Origin of the sequence: Paeniglutamicibacter cryotolerans (assembly GCF_014190875.1) — a bacterium.
Lineage (GTDB): Bacteria > Actinomycetota > Actinomycetes > Actinomycetales > Micrococcaceae > Paeniglutamicibacter > Paeniglutamicibacter cryotolerans.
The window spans coordinates 654292-674513 of the sequence record NZ_JACHVS010000001.1 but is presented as its reverse complement, the minus strand read 5'-3'; the positions used below and the strand labels follow the sequence as shown (position 1 = coordinate 674513).

Genomic DNA, 20222 nt, shown 5'->3' with positions numbered 1-20222 from the left:
GAAACGAGAACCCCTGTACCGGCTGAGTCAGGTCGAGAAGACCTACCAACAAAAGGGCCGCACGGTGAAGGCGCTGCGTGGCGTGGACCTGGAGATCATGCCCGGCGAGCTGGTCGTGATCCAAGGTACGACCGGGGGTGGCAAATCAACGCTGCTGCAGATGCTCGGTGCACTCGATAGGCCCACAGCCGGCAGCGTGCATCTGGCCGGACGGGATATCACGATACTGGGTGACAGGGCGCTGGCGGACCTTCGGGCCCACGACATCGGATTCGTCTTCCAGCACTACAATTTGATTCCCACGCTCAGTGCCCTCGAGAACGTGGAAATGGGGCTGGCTCCGCTGCGATTGGCCCCGAGCGAACGCCTAGCCCGGGCCAGCGCTGCGCTGGCATCCGTGGGTCTGGCCGAGCGTAGAACCCACCTGCCCGGCGAACTCTCCGGCGGTCAGCAGCAACGCGTGGCCATCGCCCGTGCGCTGGCCAAGAAGCCGCGGGTGCTGCTTGCCGACGAGCCGACCGGGAACCTTGATGAGGCCACCCGCGATGAAATCAGGGGACTCTTCGAGGAGCTGTGGCGAGCTGGGCTGAGCATCGTGATGGTCAGCCCAGATTCGGCCGTGGCCCGGCGGGCCGGACGCCTGCTGCGGATCAGCAAGGGGACGGTCACCGAGGTCGGCTGAGCCGGGGCTCTGCGAGCAACACGGCGAGCCGGTCCATGAAGACCCGCGCCTGTGGGTTGGACCGGTCCCCGGGTTCGAGGGAGAAGATGCTGCGGGCCAGCCGGATCTCGGGGACATCGACCACCACTACTGCCTCGGGTGCCTGCTCCATGGCCAGATCCGGCACCAAGGCAGCCCCGAGCCCGGCGGCTGCCAGGTGGAGCGATGCATTGAAATCGTCGCAATAGGCCACCACGCGGGGGTGCAGGTTCAGTGCCGAGAAGAGCCGGGAGATCAGCGTCGCATCGGCAAATCCGGGGTGGTGCATGATCCAGGGCATATCCGCCAGTTGTTCGGCGGTGACTTCGGCGCCGTCGGTGATGCCCCAAGACCGGGGTAGGACCACGCGGAAGTGGTCATCTCCAATCCATTGTCGATTCAGCGAGCTGGGCCAAGACAAGCCGGCGGGTCCGACTTGGAAGACCAGGGCCAGGTCCAGTTCCCCGTCCGAACGCAGTCCCTGGATGGTCTGGGCCGGTTCGCCCACGATCAGCTGGAGCCTGACTCCCAGTGAATCCCAGTCTTTGGAGCCGAGCATGCGCGGCAGCACATAGGTGGCAAGCGAGGGGAAGATGCCCAGCCGCAGTTCCTGGACGGGCTTACCGTCGACACCGAGTTCGGCGGCGGCGCTTGCTGCCAACAGCGCGTCGATGTCGGTCAACACGCGGCGGGCGTAGCGCACCATGGTCAGCGCGGCTGGCGTCGGTTCGATGCTCCGCGCGCTGCGGGTGAAGAGCACGGTGCCGGTGTCGCGTTCGAGGGAGGCCATCTGCTGGGACACGGCCGATGCCGTGTAGCCCAGACGTGCCGCCGCAGTGGTGAAGGACTTGTGGGTCACGGCTTCGATCAGGGTCCGCAGATGAACCGGATTGACCACTATCGCTCCTGTTTCTCGGATGGGAAAGTGCTTAGCGTTGCTTTCCCATCATACTGAGCGGGGGCCGCTTAGTCCTCGACCTTGTCCTCATCAGCTACCTGGTCGTCTTCCTCGATCCACTCCACCGAATCATCGTCTTCGGGGTCCGCACCCTCATCCACCTCGTCCTCGATCCGCAGATCGTCATCGATCAGGTAGCGGTGCTTCTTCAACGGGTCCAGTTCATCCATGGTTTCCGGAACGTCGGAGGAACCGTCATAGGGCTGCCCGTCCCTGCCGTCCTCCGGAATATCCAGATCGTCGTCTACTTGCTCGTCGAAAACCGTTTCGTCAAATACGTCGCTCATGGCCGTTGCTCTCCCTTCCGGGTTCGGTGGGCGCCGGATGCGCCTCCGCTATTGCCAGCCTAGGTGCAGCCGGGCTACTTGGGAATGGGAAGTTTTCTGCTGCTGGGCGTAGTGTCGAAGCATGAGTCAGACACAGCAGGCGAACCACTTCCCGGCACTGGTCCCCACCGGTGGGGCGATGTTGGCCGCCGCCGCCAGACTGCTGCTTCCGGCACTTTGGTTGGGCCTGATCATCGGGATCTCACTGATTGAGGCCCCATTGAAGTTCACCGCGCCGGGGATCACGATCCCGCTCGGACTGGGCATCGGACGGTTGGTCTTCGGGGCCATGAACATTCTCGAGGTGGTGTTGTTCATCGGCCTGCTTGCGGCCTGCATCCGGCGCGGAGTCGGTGTCCGGTTCATCCAAGTAGTGGTGGCGCTCGGTGTGGTGCTACTGGCCAAGGTCGCGGTGATTCGACCATTGCTGAATAAGCGTACGGATGCCGTGCTGGCCGGAACCGACGACGGCGGCTCGCTGGCCCACTACTTTTACATTGCGGCCGACGGGCTGCTGATCCTGCTGCTGGTCACCGCCCTCGTGCTGGCGGTGCGCCGCTGGGTCGTGCCGATGGCGCCGGAGCACCGCTGACCCGCCGGTCGACGCCGACGGGCCGCATGCAGGCTTAGGCCATGGAGCGTGCCGTGATGCGCACGGAGGACAGTCGATCCCGGGCGCTCGATGAATTGTGCACGGTGATCAGCTCGTCGGCACCGGCCAGCTGCGCGAACTCGCCCAGGTAGCGGGCGACGCTTTCCCCGCTGCCAACAGCCGTGTATTGGAGCATCTTCAGCACCGATTCGCCGGCGGGGGAATCCAAGACCATTTCCAGTTCGTCATCGGTGAACTCGGTGGCGCGGCCTCGGCCCAGGAACATGCGCACCCGATCGCGCTTGACCTGTTCCATGGTGGCCAACGCCGCTTCGTCTGTCTCCGCTGCAACGACGCCGACCCCGGCGATCACATACGGTTCGGCCTGGTACTCCGATGGCTGGAACTCGGCCCGGTACAGGGCCACCGCCTGGAGCAGCGCATCGGGTGCGAAGTGCGAGGCGAAGGAGTAGGGCAGGCCCAACTGGGCGGCAAGCCGGGCACCATAGAGGCTGGAGCCCAGGATATAGAGTGGAACATTCGTCCCGTGGCCCGGGTAGGCATTAACACCGGGGATCCTCGATTCTCCGGCGAGGTAGCCCTGGAGCTCGAGCACGTCGTGCGGGAACGCATCAGCGGCAGCATGTTCGCGGCGCAGGGCCCTGAACGTGAGCTGGTCGCTGCCCGGGGCCCGTCCCAGGCCCAGGTCGATGCGTCCGGGGAAGAGGGTTTCGAGGGTGCCGAACTGTTCGGCGATCACCAGCGGGGAATGGTTGGGCAGCATGATGCCGCCGGCGCCGAGGCGAATGGTGCTGGTGTGGTGCGCAATGTGGCCGATCAGCACGCTGGTGGCGCTGGAGGCGATCGATGGCATGTTGTGGTGCTCGGCATACCAGATGCGCTGGTATCCCTCTGCTTCTGCCGTCTGCGCCAGTTCGACGCTTTCTTGGAAGGTCTGTGCGGCTGTGCCACCGCGGCGGATGGGGGCCAGGTCAAGTATCGATAAGGGAATGCTCACATAGGCGACAACCCGTTTCGGTGCCGTTCCATTCCCCCGGTAGCCTGAGTCGATGGACACACGCGCATTGCTTTCCCTCTCCGGTGTGCTGGGACTGGCACTTCTGAGCGGGTGCACCGGGCCGGATCCTGCCCCGGAAAACACCGCCGTACCAAGCGCCACATCCCCGGCCGCAGCTTGCCCTGACGTTGCGGTGGTTGACGTACCGCGGATCGGCCAGGGGTCCGATGCGCAGCACGCCGCCGATCTGCTGGCCGCGTATTCGGACTGGGCCAATGCCGGAACGCAGGCGGTGGCCGATGACCCGGCCTGGCGGGCGGCGGACCTTGCGGCCCATTGCCTTCCGGATTTGGCCCGGGCCAACAGGAAGGCCTTCGTCGGGAAGCTGTTCGTGACCCGCGACGATGCCGCCTGGGATGAGTACTACGCCCAGCGCGAGGCCATCAACCTGGCCAACCTGCGCAGTGCCCGGCTCACTGGGGCAGGGACGAGGGCGAGCTTCGAACTTCAGCAGATGCTGGAATACAGCCATACGGATTCCGGATCATTCGTGAAGTTCAGCGCAGCGTACCGTTCCGGTGGCATCGGCGATGACCGGTTGGACCGCTGGTATGCGGCGCTCGTCCCCTGGGACGGGGCCATGATCATCGACTACATCGAGGCGACGAAACAGGCGCCGGGTTAACGACGGAAGGCGACACCTTCAGGTGTCGCCTTCCGTGCAAAGGATGCGGTGTTCCTAGTAGACGGAGTAATCCATCAGCTCAGGGCCGCGAACCAGGATTCGTCTTAGAGGGGACGAATATCGGTGGCCTGCAGGCCCTTCTGGCCCTGGGTAACTTCGAACTCGACGCGCTGGCCCTCTTCGAGCGAACGGAAGCCGTTCGACTGGATGGCGGAGTAGTGTGCGAACACGTCGTCCGAGTTGTCGTCCGGAGCGATGAAGCCGAAGCCCTTTTCAGCGTTGAACCACTTGACGGTACCAGTTGCCATGATGATGTCCTTTCGAGACTGTCCTGTAAATGGACGTAGGGGGAGCAAAATCCACTGTGGACTCTGCCTGCAGCTACGTGATTCACCGCGGTTCAGAAAGGTACTCGCCCCGGCAACGGGGTGTTTGCACTGAAATTACTGCGAGAAAAACTAGAACTACGCTATCTACGCTACGCGACTTGAGCCTTACAAACTAGCCGCGGTCGCAAAGTTCGTTGTTGTTTGTCAAAAAGTGGTGATTAATTTGGCCACTTCGACCTTTTGACCGTCGATTCTGATGTGCTCCCCGAGGCGCGGGGGCTTCCGCTTCACGGGAAATACCGCGGATTCCCGGGCCCTGCGGGCGGCGAGGCGCCTCGAATCGGGTGTGGATTCGCAGCCCCTCGACCAGCTCCGGACGCTGCTTCTAGTGGGTGCTGTCAGCCTTTTTCGTGACGTCCCCGCTGTATCCGCGCATGGCACAGAAGACGATGAATGCGGCTAGGACGGTGAGGACCACGGCAATGATGGAGGTGATCATGACGCCCGTATCAAAGGCATGTGCGGCGGAATCCAGCAGAGCCGCCGCGGTATCGGCCTTGGTGCCCGGAAGTTGTGAGGCGACCAGATGCGCTCCGCCCAGTGTCTGGGCGGCATCGGTGGCCTGCTGGCCGGTCAGGCCGGCGGGAATCAAGAGGTTCTTCGCGAACACGGCGTTCAGTATGCTGCCCAGAACGGCGATGCCCATGACCGAGCCGATCTCGTAGGCGGTTTCGGAGATGGCCGAGGCGGCGCCCGCCTTGGAAGCCGGGACGGCCCCCAGTGCAAGGTCGTTGGACAGGGTTTCGGACATGCCGACGCCTGCCCCCAGGACGCAGAAGGCGACCATGAGTGCCGGGACGGAACCGCTCTGCCCGAAGAATGCGACGATCCCGTAAGCCGCGGCGTTCATGGCCAGGCCGGCCACGACAACGGTGACCGTCTTGAAGCGGCGCACCAGGGGTACGGCGAGGAACCCGAACGTCACCGTCATGGCCAGCCCGGGCAGCATCAGCAGGCCCGCATCGATGGGAGAGTAGCCCGCAACCAGCTGCAGGTGCTGGGACAGGAAGTAGATGAATCCGACGAACGCGAAGATGCTCAGCAGGTTGACTGCCAAGGCTCCGCTGAAGATGGGATTCTTGAACAGCCGGACATCGAGCATCGGATTTTTCCGACGCAGCTGGCGGAAGGTGAAGGCCATTCCACTGACCAAGCCAACCAGAATGGCCGCTATCGGTATCAGCAGGCTGTCAGCCGTGGTGGCTTCCTTGATGCCGTACACGATCGGCAGCAGCGTCGAAATGGCCAGCACGATGCTCATCGGATCGATGGGAGCAGGCTTCGGGTCCTTGGATTCGGGGATCAATGTCGGGCCGAGGATCAGCAGCGGGAAGAGGACTGGGACCGCCATCAGGAAGACCGAGCCCCACCAGAAGTGTTCGAGCAGATAGCCGCCCACGATCGGACCCAAGGCGGCGCCGCCGGAGAACGCCGCGGCCCACACGGCGATGGCCTTGCGGCGCTCGTTTGCCTCAGTGAAGATGTTGCGGATCAGCGAGAGCGTTGCGGGCATCAGCATGGCGCCGAAGACACCGAGCAGGGCGCGGGCTGCGATGAGCTGCTCGGCGCTGGAGGCGAAGGCGGCGGCCGCGGAGACCAGTGCGAATCCGGTGGAGCCGATCAGCAGCATTCTGCGGCGCCCGAACCTGTCGCCGAGCGAGCCCATGGGTACAAGCAGGCCAGCAAGGATCAGCGGATAGATGTCGATGATCCACAGCAGCTGCGGTCCGGTGGGGAGCAGCGCCTCGGTGAGGGCGGGGACGGCGAAGCTGAGTACTGTGTTATCCACCGAGATGAGCAGCACCGGGAGCATTAATACGAACAGTGCAGCCCAACGTCGTCGGTGACCGGGGTCGATGTGCTGATCGATGCTCTTGTGCTTGATGCTGTTCGTCGTCATGGCTGGTTCCCGGGTAGTCATGGGCATATACGAGAGTAACTGTACCGTCTGGACGGTACAGTTACAATGAGATGGTGCTTACACGAAAGCGACTAGAGTCGATGTCATGTCCCGCCCACCAGTAGCCAAAGAAAAGATCATCGCGGCATATGTCGCCATGATTTGCGACGACGGCGAACGCGCCGCCACCATGGAAGCCACTGCGGCCCTGGCCGGTGTCTCCAAGGGGGGCCTGCTATACCATTTCCCTTCCAAGGAATCGCTCGCCCAAGCCATCATCGATGGACTGAACGACCTGGTCGCCAGGGACCTCGAAAACATGGCGTCCGCCCCGGAGGGCCCTTCGCGTTACTTCGTCCGCACATCGTGCATTGTCGGCGGAGAATTCGACCGTTTCTTCAATGCGGTGCTGCGCCTGGCCCAAGGCGGCCACGCTCCGTCACTGAAGGCCCTCGACACCATTCAGCACTCCTGGCTTGAACTGATTCGCGGCGAGGTGGCCGATGAACACGCGGCGGAGGCCATCATGCTCATCGGCGAGGGCCTCTACTATCAAACCTCCATGCCGGGCGCCTGGTACCGCAGTACCTTCGGCGAGGCACTCGAGGACCTGCTAGTGCAGGTCGACAGACTGAAGGCAGAGCACTAATACCCATGACGGTCACACCCCAACAGAAGGCCTATGCCGGAAAAATCGGCGCACTTCTCGGCATCATGCTGATGGCACTGAGCATCCGCTCGGCCGTTGTCTCCGTTCCCCCGCTGCTGGGAAGCATCGGACCGGAACTGGGCTTCGATTCCTTCAGCACTGGTCTGCTCGCGATGCTGGCACCCGTCGTGTTCGCCGCCTCCGGCTTGCTGACCCCGCGCTTGATCAAGACATGGGGGCTTGAGAAGGTACTGGTCATCGCGGTGCTGTTGGCGATCTTCGGACAAGTGTCCCGTGCCCTGGTCGGCGACGTGGCACCGTTCCTCGCACTCTCGGCACTGACCCTCGCCGGCTACGGCATGGGCAACGTGGTGCTGCCGCCGTTGGTCAAGAAGTATTTCCCGAGCCGCATCGCGGTGGTCACTGCCGGATACGTGACGATGCTCGCCGTGGGTACCGCGCTGAGCCCAGTGCTCGCCGTGCCGGTTGCCGGGCTCACCAACTGGCGGATCTCCATCGCCCTGTGGGCGCTTCTCAGCGCCGTGGTACTCGTGCCCTGGGTGGTCCAATTCACCAAGGATCGGCGCAGCCATGCCGCGGCCCTCGCCGCCGACCCCCACCGGATGCCGGAAGCTGCCATCGAGCCGGTGAAAATCAATCCCTGGCGCTCGCCGGTCGCGTGGGGCCTGGCCATCTTCCTGGCCGGAAACTCAGCGCAGACCTACGTGTACTTCACCTGGCTCCCGCCCTACCTCACCGATGCTGGAATGGATGCCGGAGCCGCCGGTTCCATGCTGGCCTATTTCGCGATCCTCGGGCTGCCGATGAGCCTTCTCGTGCCGTTGTGGATTCCCCGGCTGCGCAACCCCATCATCGCCGTTTCGCTGTTCACGGCGTTCTGGATCATCGGGCACATCGGGCTGTATCTGTCCCCGATGGAGGGAACCCTGATCTGGATGACGTTCTCCGGGCTGGGCCAGGGCACCTTTGCCACGGCGCTGCTGATGGTGAATCTGCGCTCGCGCAGCACCCATGGTTCGGGCGTGCTCTCCGGCTTTGCCCAAGGCCTGGGCTATGGGGGTGCGGCCGTCGCACCGCTGCTTTTCGGTGTGGTGCGCGACGCGACGGGCGGTTGGGGCGCCTCGTTCGCGATGCTCGGCGTCTGCATCGTGGTGATGCTCATCGGTGCCGTCATGGTCAACGGTCCGCGGCGCATCGAGGATGCGAAGCACCAACAGGCCGGGGCCCAACTGGAACGCGTCGACTAAAGGCGCGGCGCCCAGTTCCCATGCCAGGGACCGACGGCCTTGGGGACGTGCCAGGAAAAACGCATGGCCAGCACGCGCAGGGTGAAAACCACTGTGGCGACGCCCAGTTGGAACCAGCCGTTCACGAACCCGAGCTGCCAGAACAGGGCGGTCAGCCCGGCTCCCAGGAGCGCGGGGATGGCATAGATATCCTTCGGGTCGAACAACGTGGGCACCTGGTTGGCCACCACGTCGCGCATCAACCCTCCGCCCAGGGCGGTGGTCATGCCCAACAGGATGGCCGCGACCGGCGGCATCCCGAGATCCAGGGCCTTGAGGGTACCCACTATGCAGAACAGGGCCAGGCCGCCCGCGTCGAAGACCAGCAGCGTTCCCTTGTAGCTGTCAACGCTGGGCGCGAAGAGATAAACGGCGATGACGGCCAGCAGCGGCGGCAGGAAGTACACCGGGTGTGCGAAGGCATTCGGCGTCACGCCGAGGATCAGATCGCGGAGCACGCCTCCGCCGAGCCCGGTCAGGGATCCCAGCAGCAGCGAGCCAACGATGTCGAACCCACGCCGGGCAGCCAACAGGGAGCCGGAAACGGCAAAGAAAAATACTCCGATGAGGTCCAGAATCAGCGGCGTCAACACCATGGCGTCCTTTCTGGGGTGGTCGTGGTTTCAGGAGGCGAGGCTACAGCACCCGCCCCCGGTGGCGTGAATCGCTGCCTCTTCAGGCGTCCTGGGGCAGCGCCGCGATGACCTTTTCGATGGTGTTCCGGTTGCGGGTCGTGGTGGTGGCCTGGAATTTCGCCTTGGCGAAATGCCGAGCCAGGCTGGTAGTGGTGCTTCCGCCCTTCGGGGCCTCCCAGAACACGACGTCTGCGAAGACGGCCGCGCGCTCCTGCTCCGAAGGCTCGGGGGCATCGTCCAGCAGCGCCGCGGCCTCCGCCTCGCCGGTGGCAAGGGTGATGTATGCGTGTCGGGGCGTGCCGTCATTCGGTGTGGTGAAGGGATAGGCTGCCAGGGCTTCCTGGAGTTGCTGACGCCTTCGCACAATCACCCAGGCCTCATAACCGAAGGCCTCGCGCAGCGCCGCCTCGCAGCGTTCCTTGACCTGGTCCGCGTCGTCGGTGTCCGCAGTGAGCACCACGTTGCCCGATGCCAGCAGCGTCTTCACCGACTCGAATCCGGCCTCGGTGAGGACGCTGCCCAGCTCCGACATGAGGATCTTGACCCCGTTGACATTGATTCCGCGCAAGAAGACGGCATAGGCATTCATGGCCCCAGTCTTGTGCCAGTGCACCTGTGTGGGCAAGACGCGCATGTCGGGAGCCGGCTGGAGGTCCGGCGCTGCACTCCGTTCATGCAACACGTAGTCGAAGGGGTGTACCCGTGTTCGGCCGATGCCGGCCCCACGAGCACGGGTGGACGGGCCCGCAAGGCATTCGGCGGGAATGGCGGGGGCGGGAAACTGTGACAGTGGCGCAGCGCACATCCCGGTAGTGTTTTCTGTAGGCTCGGGACATGACTACGCGTGCGCCCTATGGTTCCTGGCCGTCACCCCTATCCGCGGAATCCTCCACGGCCGGCACCACGCCCGTTGGCGGCGGAGCCTTCGTTGACGGTGGGCTCTGGTGGTTGGAGGGGCGGCCGGCCGATGGCGGGCGGCTCACCGTGATGGCCCGTGGCGCAACCACTGACGAGGCTCCCCGCGAGCTCGTGGCCGCGCCCTTTAATGTGCGCAGCCGCGTCAACGAATATGGCGGCTCCTCCTGGCTGCCGGTGGCCCCCGGGGGAAACCGCGTGCTGGTGTTCGCCAACTTCGCCGACCAGCGGGTCTACCTGCAGGATCAGGCCGGCGGGGAACCGCAGCCGCTGACCCCGGAGTCGATGGCCGCGGGGGAACCCCTGTTGCGTTTCGCCGAATTCATCCCCGGAACCCACGACGGCGAGGTCCTGGCCGTTTGCGAGGACCATCGCGATGCGCTGGTCCGTTACATCGTGGCGATTCCGCTCGATGGATCGGCCGCCGCCGATCCCGGACACCTGCGCCGGGTGACACCGTCCTCGCGCTTCGTTGCGGCGCCACGGCTGAACCACGCCGGAACCAGGATCGCCTGGATCAGCTGGGAACACCCGAACATGCCCTGGGACGGGACCGAACTGCACGTCGCCGAACTCGGAGCGGACGGCGTCGCACGCGAGGTGTCCACGGTGGCCGGCGGGCCCGATGAATCGGTACTGCAGCCCGAATGGATCACCGGCTCCGAGTTGGCCTTCGTCTCGGACCGCTCCGGCTGGTGGAACCTCTACGCCGCCGACCTCGACACCGGTGCCGGGATCCGTGCGCTGTGTCCCCGCGAGGAGGAGTTTGCCGGACCGCTGTGGCAGGTCGGGACCACCTGGTTTGCCGTGCTCGATGAGCGGACGCTGCTTGTCACCCACGGTACCCACGGCTCCAGCCTGGGGCGTCTGGACCTGGCCACGTCCACGCTGACTGACTTGGACCTTCCGTTCAGCCGGATCTCACCCGCCGACGTCGCCGGGGGCCTTGCGCTGGTCAACGCCACCTCGCTGACCGAGGGGGACGGCCTACGGGTTATTAACTTATCCACAGAAGCTGTGGAAAACATCAGCTTGTCCGAATCGGCGCTGCCGGATCCACGCGCGCTTCCGGACGCCCGCCCGATGGAATTCGTCAATTCCGACGGCGAACCGGTCTACGCCCACGTCTACGCACCGAAACTGGGGCAGTACGCCGGGCTGGAGGGCGAGCTGCCGCCCTACGTGGCGCTGATCCACGGCGGCCCGACGTCCCAGGCCTTCGCCCGGCTCTCACCGGGCATCGCCTACTACACCAGCCGCGGCATCGGGGTCGTCGACGTCAACTACGGCGGCTCCACCGGTTACGGCCGCGCCTACCGGAACCGGCTGCGTGGCCAATGGGGAGTGGTCGATGTCCAGGACACCCTGGCCGTCATGACCGGCCTGGTCGATGCCGGGCTGGCCGACCCGCACCGCTTGGCGATCGAGGGCGGTTCGGCCGGCGGCTGGACCGTGCTGGCTGCCCTGACCGGATCCGATGTCTTTGCCGCCGGCATCTCCCGTTACGGCGTATCGGACCTCGCGGCGCTGGTTCAGGACACCCATGACTTCGAATCCCGCTACATGGAATCGCTGGTGGGTCCGTGGCCCGAGGCCCGGGAGCTCTATGCGCAGCGGGCACCGATCAACCACCTCGATTCGCTGAACTGCCCCGTTCTGCTGCTGCAGGGAGACGAGGACAAGGTGGTGCCGCCGGCCCAGTCGCAGGTCGTCGCCGACGCGTTGGATGCCAAGGGCATTCCGCATGCCTACGTGCTCTTCAAGGGCGAGCAGCACGGCTTCCGGCGCCGCGAGAACATCATCAGGGACCGCGAACTCTCGCTCGCCTTCTACGCGCGGGTCTTCGGGTTCGAAGCGGACGTGCCGCCGATCGAACTGAGTTAGCGGGACCCGCTGAACAGCACCGCAGCACGCCGCCGTTCCGTCCGAAGCGCGAACCAACCCCTGGAGTCTTGATTCATGAGCACCATCAACGGCAACGTTTCCTTCTGGTACGACGAAATCGGCCTCCCCGCACCGCGCCCGGCACTGCCCGGGGACCTCGAGGTGGACGTGGCGATCGTCGGGGCCGGATACACCGGCCTGTGGACCGCCTACTACCTGAAGAAGGCCGACCCGTCCCTCGACATCGCCATCCTCGAATCGCACTTTGCCGGGTTCGGAGCCTCGGGGCGCAACGGCGGCTGGCTGGCGAACTCGATCACCGGCGGGCGCTCCGGCTACGAGAAGAGCCACGGCCGCGAGCTGACCGGCCGATTCCAAGAACTGCTCAACGAAGCGATAGACGAGGTCATCGCAGTGGCGGCGGCCGAAGGCATCGACGCAGACATCCTCAAGGGCGGGGAACTGCTGGTGGCCCGCAACCCGGCGCAGCTGCACCGGCTCGGGGCCCTGGCCCGCGACGAAGCGCGCTGGCCCGAGGGGGACGCGAAACTGCTGACGGCGGAACAGACCCGGGAACGGATCAACGTCGCCGGGACGCTCGGGGGCATGCACATCCCGCACTGTGCCAGGATCCAGCCGGCCAAGCTGGTGCAGGGCCTTGCCGCGGCGGTGGAGCGCCTGGGCGTTCGGATTTACGAACAGAGCCCGGTCACCGAGATCCTCGGTGCCGGTGCCGGATCCAATGCGCCCGGGGCTCCCCGACCGAGGGCGCTGGCCGTGACGGGCCGCGGGCAGGTGGCGGCAACCCACGTGCTGCGCGCCACCGAAGGCTTCACCGCCAACATCAAGGGCCTGCACCGCGAGTGGCTGCCGATGAACTCCTCGATGATCGTCACGGCGCCGCTGGAGGCCGGTTTCTGGGCCGAGGTCGGCTGGGAAGGCCGCGAAACCCTCGAAGACCTCGCCCATACATATATATACGCACAGCGCACTGCCGATGACCGGGTAGCGATTGGCGGACGGGGCGTGCCCTACCGCTTCGGCTCGCGCACCGACACAAACGGGGAGACCCAGCCCGAGACCATCGTCGCGCTCGAACGGATCCTGAAGGACATGTTCCCCGCCGCCGCCGACGCGGGGATCGAGCGGGCCTGGGCCGGGGTCCTCGGCGTCCCGCGAGATTGGAAGGCCACCGTCGGGCACGATCCGAAGACCGGGTTGGGCTTCGCCGGAGGGTACGTCGGAACGGGCGTCACGGCCACGAACCTGGCCGGGCGCACGCTGGCGGACCTGGTGTTGGGTGCCAACACTGAACGCGTGGTGATGCCGTGGGTCAACCGCACGGTGCGACGCTGGGAAGTCGAACCGCTGCGGTGGATCGCCGTTCAGGGCATGTATGCCGCCTACCACCGGGCCGATGCACAGGAGGCGGCCGGACGGGCCACCACCTCGCCGGTCGCGCTCGCGGCCGATTTCGTTTCGGGCCGCTGACCCGGCGCCTGGTGGTAAGTAAGGACCGGTAGCCGTCGGATCGGTGCGGGCCAGTGTACGTCCATGACGCAGAGCGCCATTACCCTGATCATCCCCGGTGTTGCCGTTGCCGCGTTCATCTGGAACAGGCTGCCGGTGGAAATCGTCGCGCTCGCGGTGGCGCTGGCGCTTTTCGGCACGGGCGTCATCGACGCAGATACGGCCTATTCGGGCTTCGGCAGCGGGGCGGTGGTGCTGATTCGCTGTGCCGGGGACAGCCGCAGCTGGCTGCTGGCCCTGATGATGGGCATTACCGCCGTGTTGACCGCGTTCATCTTGGTGAACGGGGCGGTGGCGGCGCTGCTGCCGATGATCGTGGTGCCGTCCGTGCGGCTGGGACGCAAACCGGCGCAGCTGCTGATGCCGATGGCCCTCGCAGCCCACGCCGGATCCCTGCTGGTGCTTACCGGATCCCCGGTGAACATCCTGATCCTGGAGGGGCCCTGGAGTCGACGGGCCGCGGCATCGGGTTCTTCGAATTCGAGCTGGTCGGACTGCCTTGCCGAGTGCGGGCTGCAGACCGCCAATGCCTCGATTCCGCTGGTCACTGGCGTGATATCCGCGACCATGAGGACTTGCCGTTCCAGTTCATCGCGGCGAGGGCAAGGGTCACGTGTATCGAGCAGGCCTTGGACCATGGACAGCGGCAGATCGGCGCGGTCAATGCCCGGACCGAGAACGACGTGTATGCCGTGTACTTGGAAGCGATCCAGTCGTTCAGGGAAGTCAACGGTATCCGGTTCTGCATCGAACCGTATTTCACCAACCTGCATTCCGCTACCCGAATGCTCTTCCCCGGACCGCCCACGGATTTCCCCTTGAACGGGGACACCAAGTGCATCCAGCTGGATGCCGGAGTCAAGGTCACCGTCGGAGGAATCGTGCTGGCTACCAGTGACATGGCCCGCTCGCTGTTGCTGACGCCGGAAGGAAAGGAAGCCTACGACCTGTTGACCTGGATCATGCGTGAGGACATCATCGGCGCACTGAAGCCCGGCGTGGTGTGCTCCGATGTCCACGCCACGACCATGGTTGCTTTGACCGCCAACCGCCAACCGCCAACCGCCAACCGCCAACCGCCAACCGGCAGCGGTTCGAAGAGCTGGGGATGCTGGCCGAGGGCATCGACTTCGTGTCCGAATACAAGAAACGCAATGCCGATCACCTCATGGGCAAGCAGGAATCCTTTGCCAACGAGCTGCGCCCCTGCTATGACCACGTGCTGCATGCCGGTTCGATGGGCGCCGCTGAAATCGCGGGGCGTTTCGGGGACCACGCGATCGGCACCGAGGACATGTGGTTCATCGGCAAGGACAAGACCTTCGTGATGACGCTGCTGTAGGCGTCAACGGGTGAACCCGCGAGCCGGCCGGTGCCGGCGTGGACGCACGACGTGCGGAACCCACTGCAAGCAGGGAAGAGGGGCAGCCCGCGAGGATTCGCGGACTGCCCCTCTTCCCTGCTTCGGGAACGATGTCGTTAGTTGCCGGCGGTCCGCCCGGCCCGCAGCGCCAGGGCTGCGGCGAAGGCGACAGCCAGTTCCAGCACCACGATGCCCAGCATGAGCCCGGCCGCGGTGTTCGCCGCACCGTACCCGGCAGCCGCGTGGTCGTGCCCGCCGGTGCCCCCGGGCACGCCCAGGGCCAGCGCGGCGTGCAGCACCGCCATGCCGAGCGACATGCCCATGATCGGGCCGAGTTCCGAAACGCCCGGCTTGAACCAGGCGCCGGCCGCGCATTTGAGGCACAGCGCGGTCATGGCCAACAGCAGCACCGAGAGCCAGGGACCGTGGTCGTGGACCGCCAGCATCCACACGTGGGCGGAAGCCGCCACGAGCACCAGCACGGCGACGCCCCGGTTCCCCGCCCGGCCGGGGCGGGGAACCGCGGCCCGGATGGATTCCGGCCCGCGGGTCCGAAGCATCGTCGTACTCATGGGGGGTCGCTAGCCGGCGCAGTGCTTGGAAGCGGCCGGCGCGGGGACGTCCAGGACCGGCGAGCGGTCGAAGAATCCCTCGGGGCGCATCTTGAAGCCCACCGAGTCCACCGGCATGATCGGCCAATCTTCCACGCGCGGGTAGTGGGTCAGCCCGAAGGTGTGCCACACGACGATGTCCTGGGTGTCGATGTCGCGGTTCGCAGCGATGAACTGCGGCAACCCCTGGTCCATCGGGGACTGGTTGACGAAGTCGCCGGTCGGGTAGCGCTCCTCCTCGGCGAAGCGGGTCACCCAGAGGTCCTTCGTGGCGAACGCCGCGCGGCGGGCGATCGAGGATTCCGGGTCGGCCAGCAGCGTCGGGTTGCCCTGGGTGTGCAGCTTGTAGCCCACCGGCTCGCCGAGGCGGTTCAGCGAGTTCGGGTTGGAGATGATCCAGGAACGGCCCACCTTCATGTCGGCCTCGCGTACGCCCTCGGATTCGGTCTTCAGCACGGTGCGCTTGCGGGTGAACGCGTTGCCGCGTTCGTTGCCCGGGCCCATCGGCACGCGGACGGCGTCCTCTTCCTCGACGCGGTTGGTGTTGCCGTCAAGCGCCATGTCCAGGCGGGCGCTGAACAGGTGCTGGTGGAACGGTGCGCCAAGGCCCGGTGCGATCTCCGAGGAATACGGGTAGTCCTTGGACGGCTGCGCCGAGGTGAACACGACGCCGGTGGCCTTGGCCTCCAGCTCGATGGTGCCGTCCAGGTACAGGTACCAGTAGAAGCCGTAGTCGTAGTTGCCGATGGTGGTGAAGAACGAGATCACCAGGCGGCGGTTGCGGCGGGTGTAGTCGATCCCGGTCCACAGGTCCGAGTGCTTGGCGAGGATGGAGTAGTCCTCCTCGTGCATGCAGATGCCGTTGCGGATCTCGCGCGGGTTGCCGAACGCGTCGGAGATGGTCGGGGAGATGTAGTGGATCTCACCCAGGCAGTCGCAGCCCAGTTCGAGCGAGTTCGCGTACTGGCCGATCTGGTATTCGCCGGTGTCGAAGTAGTTCTGCCAGGAGCGCACCGGCGAGGGATCGCCATAGGGAACGACCATCTCGGCGATGGAGGCGCGGTTGATGATGCGCCGGCGCTTGCCGTTGTCGTCGAAGGAGAGGTTGTGCAGGACCAGTCCCTCGCGGGCGTCGAAGCCCACGTCCAAGGACCATTTTTCCCACTCGACGTGGTTGGATCCGGTGACAGTGAAGCTGGCGCCCTCGGGCTGGGTGATCTCGATCGGCTTCTGCGTGGTGCGCAGCTCGCCGGTCAGTTCCGGGTCGGTGTAGTTGCCGTGTTCGGCCGGCACCGGGACGATGCCCAGGTCCAGCACGCGGTCAACGGTCTTGTTTGCGACATCGACGTAGGCGACGAGTCCGTCGATCGGGTGGGCCCAGGCCGAATCCTCGGGGAAGTCCTGGTAGAAGGCCAGGCCGCGCAGGATCCGGCGGCCGGTCTCTTCGGGATATTCCTCGTCGTACACGCCGGCCGAGAGCGGGGCGACACGGACCTTGTCGATGTCCAGGTCGCGGGCGGCGATGGCGGCGAGCCATTCCGGGTGCGTGTACAGCAGTTCCTCGACGACCTCGAACTCCTCCTCGAGCACCGGCAGCTCGCCGGTCAGTGCGGTGTCCAGCTCGAGGACCGAGTCGATGGTGCCGTTCGTGACGGAGACGGTCACGTCCTTTGGCGCCGTGCCCGCGGTGTCGATGATGAACGCGCGGAAGCGGCGGTTCAGCGGCCCGTCCTCGGTACCGCGTTCGGGATCGACAAGCCCCAAGTAGGCCAGACGGCCGGATTCAGGCAGGTGCCCCGCATCGGCGAGCAGTCCGCGGACGGCTGTGATTTCACCGGCTGTGGCCAGCGAGTAGGCGGCGGTGGGGCCGTCGTCCAGGACGATGGTGCTGTTTGCCTCGTGTGCGCAGGTCTCTGTCATCTGATCCTCCAGTGTGAAGTGGAACACTTTTTATTCTATACTTGTAGAGAATAGACCGGCATAGGCTGTTGGGCAAGGGTTGGTCCACAATCCGGTTTCAGCCGGGCTCCATGGCCGGCAAAAGGGAGGGAAAGTCGTTGCCTAAGATCGTCGACCACGACCGGCGTCGCGTCGAACTGGTGGAGGCCACCTGGCGAATCATCGCCCGCTTGGGGCTCGATGCCGCCACGATGCGCGAGGTTGCAGCGGAGGCGGGCTTCGCCAACGGGGCGCTCAAGCCCTACTTCCCCACGAAGGACGACCTGCTGCAGGCCACGTTCAACTACGTCTTTTCGCGGACCAATGGGCGCGCCGAGGTGGCGGTGCGCGGGCTCTCGGGCATCGAGGGACTGCGGGCCTTTTGCCGTGAGATCCTGCCCCTGGATGAGGAGCGGCTCGCCGAGGCGCGGGTGGTCATCCCGTTCTGGCAGGCGGCCATGCATGACCCCGCCAAGGCCGCCTACAACGTCGCGGCGATGGCCCAGTGGCGCGACGAGCTGCGTGATCGCCTGGTCGAATCCGGGGTCCGGGGAGAGGGTCAGTGCGATGCCGGCGCGGAGTCGCTGTTGACGTTCATGATCGGAGCGCAGGTGGTGGCGGTGGTGGACGGCGGCGCCAACTCGGCGGCGTCACTCCTTCTCCAGCTGGACTCCATCCTGTCCGGGTTGCTGCCAACTGGATAGTCCAGCTGGTTGTTATTCGACGCTGGGAGAAAAAGCGTGACTTAAGCCGGGCCATCCAGTACGCTCACATTTGCGTGGCGCAGGTCACGATTACCCGAAATTGAGGTGTGGGGGCCCATGTATCAGGTGAACAGCGCAGAGACTTTTGCCCAATGGCGTCAGCTGGTGTCCGAATCCTTCGTTGCCCTCGATTCCCAGCAGTGGACCCCGGGCGAATTCAGGGGGACCCTGCGCGGCCACCAGTTCGCCGAGTTGGCCATCGTCGAGGTCAGCGCCACCGCTCATCGGGTCCTGCGTACCCCGCAGTTGATCAGTGAATCCACCGACAGGTACTACAAGCTCAGCATGCAGGTCAGTGGCCGGGGCATCCTGCGCCAGGATGGCCGCGAGGCGGTGCTCACCCCCGGAGGCTTTGTCATTTACGACACCGAACGCCCCTACACGCTGAGCTTCGACGAAGAATTCAAGACTCTCGTGATGATGCTGCCGCAGCAGCTGATCGACCTGCCAGCCGAGGACATTGCCGAGCTCACCGCAGTGCGCATGGGCGAAACCACCGGGCTGGGCCGGGCCATCGTTCCGTTCCTCGCCCAACTGGGCGAGATGCTGCCGGAACTTGACGGGCCGATCGGACACCGGCTGGCGATGAACCTGATCGACCTGCTCGCCACCGTGCTGGCCGACGAGGTCTCCTCGCGTCCGGCCCGCGCGAACGCCGAACAATCGCGCCAACTGCGCCGGATCCAGCAATTCATCGACGGCCAGCTGGCCAACCCGATGCTGACGCCGGGGCTGATCGCCTCGGCCCATTTCATGTCCACCCGCAGCCTGCACAAGGCCTTCGGTGAAACCGGGAGTACCGTAGCCACCTGGATCCGCGAGCACCGGCTGGAGCGGTGCCGCCGGGACCTGCTGGATCCGCTGCAAGCCGAGGCTCCCGTAGGTACCATCGGCACGCGCTGGGGCCTGCCCGACGCGGCGCACTTCTCCCGGATCTTCCGGGCCGCCTATGGTGAATCGCCGGTGTCGTACCGGCGCTCTGCGCTGCTGGATCCGGGCCTCTGCCGGGCTGCGTAAGTACGGCCCGGGCATCGGCCATCCCTTGGCTTCGGAGCTGACCAGGGGGCTCCGTCCTGCCGAAGAATTGTCCTCCTGGACCAGTTTCGCGGCGTGCCATGCCAGTGTCCGGGGCAGCATCTAGGACATTCCCGGCTTAGCTGTTTTGCGTGTTTCCAGCTGACTTGTCCACCGTCGGTTTCGCTGCTCTGCCGCGGCACATCGCATAGGCTCCATCGGTTTGAGGAATTGCTGCCGTTTCGGGGCTAGACTGTGCTGACCAGCGCATACTAGGCCATTAGTGCCCCACGCGCCGAAGGGTTGTCCGTTCTACGCCGAGGGGATGATGCCCGTGCTGGCGTGTCAAAAGAAGGATGGTTGAAAGTGGATAACACCGGTTCGTGGGCGAGGTTCCTCGGGATGTCCTTGCGTCCTTGGTCGGGTCATTCACCGATCTCATTGATTTTCAGGGGTACCGTCCAGTGCGCCATATGCATCCTCCTGCTGGTGGGTACCGTCAACATGGGCACGGCAATGAAGGAGATCGCTGTGCTCGACGGCGCGGCCGCCGGCCTGCGTGGGCTGCTAATGGTCGCCGGATTCGTGCTGGTGCTGCTGACCTTGGCCGCTGCGGTGCGAATCGTGGTTGGCATCCTGGATCTGGGGCCGCGCCGAAGCATCCCCGGGGTCGTGGTGAGCATTTCGGAGCGTAGGTTCCTCGACTTCCTGCCGGACCAGCTCAACAACGCGCTCTGGGACCGGGGCCCGAACGTGGGCTGGTCCTGGTCTGAACGGCGCAAGGTGCGCCACGAGCTGGTGATCGATACCGGAAGCGGTACTCATGCCTGGACGCTGCGGGATGCGAAAAAGGCTTCGGGGATCCGTGCCGGACAGCAAGTGACACTCGTGGTCAGCCCCTTGGTGGGCTTCGTCGACCGGCTTGAGTCCAGCTCCTGAGCGTTGCCGCACAGTGACGAGACCGCGGCTCCGGAAACGGGGCCGTCTACTTCGGCGTCGCGGAGCGCCGGGAGGCGCGGTGAGCCGCACCTGAATCCCGCGTGG

21 protein-coding genes are annotated in these 20222 nt (G+C 65.3%); 12 read left to right on the top strand and 9 right to left on the bottom strand.

Going from position 1 to position 20222, the window contains the following annotated elements; translation table 11 throughout:
• Positions 1-13 precede the first annotated feature (13 nt).
• Positions 14-682, top strand: a complete 669-nt coding sequence (locus E9229_RS03255) for an ABC transporter ATP-binding protein (RefSeq protein WP_246380543.1) — start codon at positions 14-16, stop codon at positions 680-682.
• Here E9229_RS03255 and E9229_RS03250 read toward each other — a convergent pair.
• Together E9229_RS03250 and E9229_RS03245 are read right to left on the bottom strand one after the other, a co-directional pair.
• Positions 666-1598: a LysR family transcriptional regulator gene (locus tag E9229_RS03250; RefSeq protein ID WP_183509840.1), complete on the bottom strand. Its 933-nt coding sequence runs from the start codon at positions 1596-1598 to the stop codon at positions 666-668. The genes E9229_RS03255 and E9229_RS03250 overlap by 17 nt on opposite strands.
• 68 nt (positions 1599-1666) lie before the next feature.
• Positions 1667-1945 carry a hypothetical protein gene (locus tag E9229_RS03245; protein ID WP_183509839.1) on the bottom strand — a complete coding sequence of 93 codons (279 nt, stop codon included), beginning with the start codon at positions 1943-1945 and terminating at the stop codon, positions 1667-1669.
• A gap of 121 nt (positions 1946-2066) precedes the next feature.
• Between E9229_RS03245 and E9229_RS03240 the strand changes: the two genes are divergently transcribed.
• Positions 2067-2576 carry a hypothetical protein gene (locus tag E9229_RS03240; protein WP_246380340.1) on the top strand — a complete coding sequence of 170 codons (510 nt, stop codon included), beginning with the start codon at positions 2067-2069 and terminating at the stop codon, positions 2574-2576.
• A 34-nt stretch (positions 2577-2610) separates the two neighbouring features.
• Here E9229_RS03240 and E9229_RS03235 read toward each other — a convergent pair whose 3' ends face one another.
• Positions 2611-3594: an LLM class flavin-dependent oxidoreductase gene (locus E9229_RS03235; RefSeq protein ID WP_183509837.1), complete on the bottom strand. Its 984-nt coding sequence runs from the start codon at positions 3592-3594 to the stop codon at positions 2611-2613.
• A 52-nt stretch (positions 3595-3646) separates the two neighbouring features.
• Between E9229_RS03235 and E9229_RS03230 the strand changes: the two genes are divergently transcribed.
• A complete protein-coding gene (locus tag E9229_RS03230) occupies positions 3647-4279 on the top strand; it encodes a hypothetical protein (RefSeq protein ID WP_183509836.1) in 633 nt (210 codons plus the stop codon).
• A 104-nt stretch (positions 4280-4383) separates the two neighbouring features.
• On the opposite strand, the gene E9229_RS03225 is transcribed toward E9229_RS03230, so the two are convergent.
• Together E9229_RS03225 and E9229_RS03220 are read right to left on the bottom strand one after the other, a co-directional pair.
• Entirely contained in the window at positions 4384-4587 is a 204-nt protein-coding gene (locus tag E9229_RS03225) for a cold-shock protein (RefSeq protein ID WP_183509835.1), read from the bottom strand.
• 406 nt (positions 4588-4993) lie between these two features.
• Positions 4994-6568: an MFS transporter gene (locus tag E9229_RS03220; protein WP_183509833.1), complete on the bottom strand. Its 1575-nt coding sequence runs from the start codon at positions 6566-6568 to the stop codon at positions 4994-4996.
• A 106-nt stretch (positions 6569-6674) separates the two neighbouring features.
• Here E9229_RS03220 and E9229_RS03215 point away from each other — a divergent pair, with 106 nt between their 5' ends.
• Positions 6675-7217: a TetR/AcrR family transcriptional regulator gene (locus E9229_RS03215; protein ID WP_183509832.1), complete on the top strand. Its 543-nt coding sequence runs from the start codon at positions 6675-6677 to the stop codon at positions 7215-7217.
• Between the two features lie 5 nt (positions 7218-7222).
• Positions 7223-8485, top strand: coding sequence for an MFS transporter (locus E9229_RS03210; RefSeq protein WP_183509831.1), 1263 nt, complete (start codon positions 7223-7225; stop codon positions 8483-8485).
• Here the strand turns inward: E9229_RS03210 and E9229_RS03205 are convergent.
• Positions 8482-9120: a trimeric intracellular cation channel family protein gene (locus E9229_RS03205; RefSeq protein WP_183509830.1), complete on the bottom strand. Its 639-nt coding sequence runs from the start codon at positions 9118-9120 to the stop codon at positions 8482-8484. The genes E9229_RS03210 and E9229_RS03205 overlap by 4 nt on opposite strands.
• A 79-nt stretch (positions 9121-9199) precedes the next feature.
• Positions 9200-9748 (bottom strand): DUF1697 domain-containing protein, encoded by a 549-nt coding sequence (locus E9229_RS03200; protein WP_183509829.1) that lies wholly within the window; start codon positions 9746-9748, stop codon positions 9200-9202.
• 245 nt (positions 9749-9993) lie between these two features.
• Between E9229_RS03200 and E9229_RS03195 the strand changes: the two genes are divergently transcribed.
• The 4 genes from E9229_RS03195 to E9229_RS19240 all read left to right on the top strand — a co-directional run bounded on the left by E9229_RS03195 (position 9994) and on the right by E9229_RS19240 (position 14830).
• A complete protein-coding gene (locus E9229_RS03195) occupies positions 9994-11958 on the top strand; it encodes a S9 family peptidase (RefSeq protein WP_183509828.1) in 1965 nt (654 codons plus the stop codon).
• Between the two features lie 75 nt (positions 11959-12033).
• Positions 12034-13449, top strand: coding sequence for an NAD(P)/FAD-dependent oxidoreductase (locus tag E9229_RS03190; RefSeq protein WP_183509827.1), 1416 nt, complete (start codon positions 12034-12036; stop codon positions 13447-13449).
• A gap of 63 nt (positions 13450-13512) precedes the next feature.
• A complete protein-coding gene (locus E9229_RS19970; protein ID WP_407671320.1) occupies positions 13513-14310 on the top strand; it encodes an SLC13 family permease in 798 nt (265 codons plus the stop codon).
• A 286-nt stretch (positions 14311-14596) separates the two neighbouring features.
• Positions 14597-14830 carry a hypothetical protein gene (locus E9229_RS19240; protein ID WP_246380759.1) on the top strand — a complete coding sequence of 78 codons (234 nt, stop codon included), beginning with the start codon at positions 14597-14599 and terminating at the stop codon, positions 14828-14830.
• 137 nt (positions 14831-14967) lie between these two features.
• Here E9229_RS19240 and E9229_RS03180 read toward each other — a convergent pair whose 3' ends face one another.
• Complete coding sequence (locus E9229_RS03180) at positions 14968-15423, bottom strand: hypothetical protein (RefSeq protein WP_183509826.1); 456 nt, start codon at positions 15421-15423, stop codon at positions 14968-14970.
• A gap of 9 nt (positions 15424-15432) precedes the next feature.
• Complete coding sequence (locus E9229_RS03175; RefSeq protein ID WP_183509824.1) at positions 15433-17382, bottom strand: primary-amine oxidase; 1950 nt, start codon at positions 17380-17382, stop codon at positions 15433-15435.
• 137 nt (positions 17383-17519) lie between these two features.
• On the opposite strand from E9229_RS03175, the gene E9229_RS03170 reads away from it, so the two are divergent.
• The 3 genes from E9229_RS03170 (at position 17520) to E9229_RS03160 (ending at position 20117) form a co-directional block, all read left to right on the top strand.
• Positions 17520-18104, top strand: a complete 585-nt coding sequence (locus E9229_RS03170; protein WP_183509823.1) for a TetR/AcrR family transcriptional regulator — start codon at positions 17520-17522, stop codon at positions 18102-18104.
• Between the two features lie 117 nt (positions 18105-18221).
• Positions 18222-19181 carry an AraC-like ligand-binding domain-containing protein gene (locus tag E9229_RS03165; protein WP_183509822.1) on the top strand — a complete coding sequence of 320 codons (960 nt, stop codon included), beginning with the start codon at positions 18222-18224 and terminating at the stop codon, positions 19179-19181.
• Between the two features lie 513 nt (positions 19182-19694).
• Complete coding sequence (locus tag E9229_RS03160) at positions 19695-20117, top strand: hypothetical protein (RefSeq protein ID WP_221184353.1); 423 nt, start codon at positions 19695-19697, stop codon at positions 20115-20117.
• The last annotated feature ends 105 nt before the right edge of the window (positions 20118-20222 follow it).

Excerpts from the sequence above, each read along its gene's own strand:
- E9229_RS03245 (WP_183509839.1), bottom strand. The coding sequence starts at position 1,945 with ATGAGCGACGTATTTGACGAAACGGTTTTCGACGAGCAAGTAGACGAC.
- E9229_RS03240 (WP_246380340.1), top strand. The coding sequence starts at position 2,067 with ATGAGTCAGACACAGCAGGCGAACCACTTCCCGGCACTGGTCCCCACC.
- E9229_RS03230 (WP_183509836.1), top strand. The coding sequence starts at position 3,647 with ATGGACACACGCGCATTGCTTTCCCTCTCCGGTGTGCTGGGACTGGCA.
- E9229_RS03225 (WP_183509835.1), bottom strand. The coding sequence starts at position 4,587 with ATGGCAACTGGTACCGTCAAGTGGTTCAACGCTGAAAAGGGCTTCGGC.
- E9229_RS03220 (WP_183509833.1), bottom strand. The coding sequence starts at position 6,568 with ATGACGACGAACAGCATCAAGCACAAGAGCATCGATCAGCACATCGAC.
- E9229_RS03215 (WP_183509832.1), top strand. The coding sequence starts at position 6,675 with ATGTCCCGCCCACCAGTAGCCAAAGAAAAGATCATCGCGGCATATGTC.
- E9229_RS03210 (WP_183509831.1), top strand. The coding sequence starts at position 7,223 with ATGACGGTCACACCCCAACAGAAGGCCTATGCCGGAAAAATCGGCGCA.
- E9229_RS03205 (WP_183509830.1), bottom strand. The coding sequence starts at position 9,120 with ATGGTGTTGACGCCGCTGATTCTGGACCTCATCGGAGTATTTTTCTTT.
- E9229_RS03200 (WP_183509829.1), bottom strand. The coding sequence starts at position 9,748 with ATGAATGCCTATGCCGTCTTCTTGCGCGGAATCAATGTCAACGGGGTC.
- E9229_RS03195 (WP_183509828.1), top strand. The coding sequence starts at position 9,994 with ATGACTACGCGTGCGCCCTATGGTTCCTGGCCGTCACCCCTATCCGCG.
- E9229_RS03190 (WP_183509827.1), top strand. The coding sequence starts at position 12,034 with ATGAGCACCATCAACGGCAACGTTTCCTTCTGGTACGACGAAATCGGC.
- E9229_RS19970 (WP_407671320.1), top strand. The coding sequence starts at position 13,513 with ATGACGCAGAGCGCCATTACCCTGATCATCCCCGGTGTTGCCGTTGCC.
- E9229_RS19240 (WP_246380759.1), top strand. The coding sequence starts at position 14,597 with ATGCTGGCCGAGGGCATCGACTTCGTGTCCGAATACAAGAAACGCAAT.
- E9229_RS03180 (WP_183509826.1), bottom strand. The coding sequence starts at position 15,423 with ATGAGTACGACGATGCTTCGGACCCGCGGGCCGGAATCCATCCGGGCC.
- E9229_RS03175 (WP_183509824.1), bottom strand. The coding sequence starts at position 17,382 with ATGACAGAGACCTGCGCACACGAGGCAAACAGCACCATCGTCCTGGAC.
- E9229_RS03165 (WP_183509822.1), top strand. The coding sequence starts at position 18,222 with ATGTATCAGGTGAACAGCGCAGAGACTTTTGCCCAATGGCGTCAGCTG.
- E9229_RS03160 (WP_221184353.1), top strand. The coding sequence starts at position 19,695 with ATGAAGGAGATCGCTGTGCTCGACGGCGCGGCCGCCGGCCTGCGTGGG.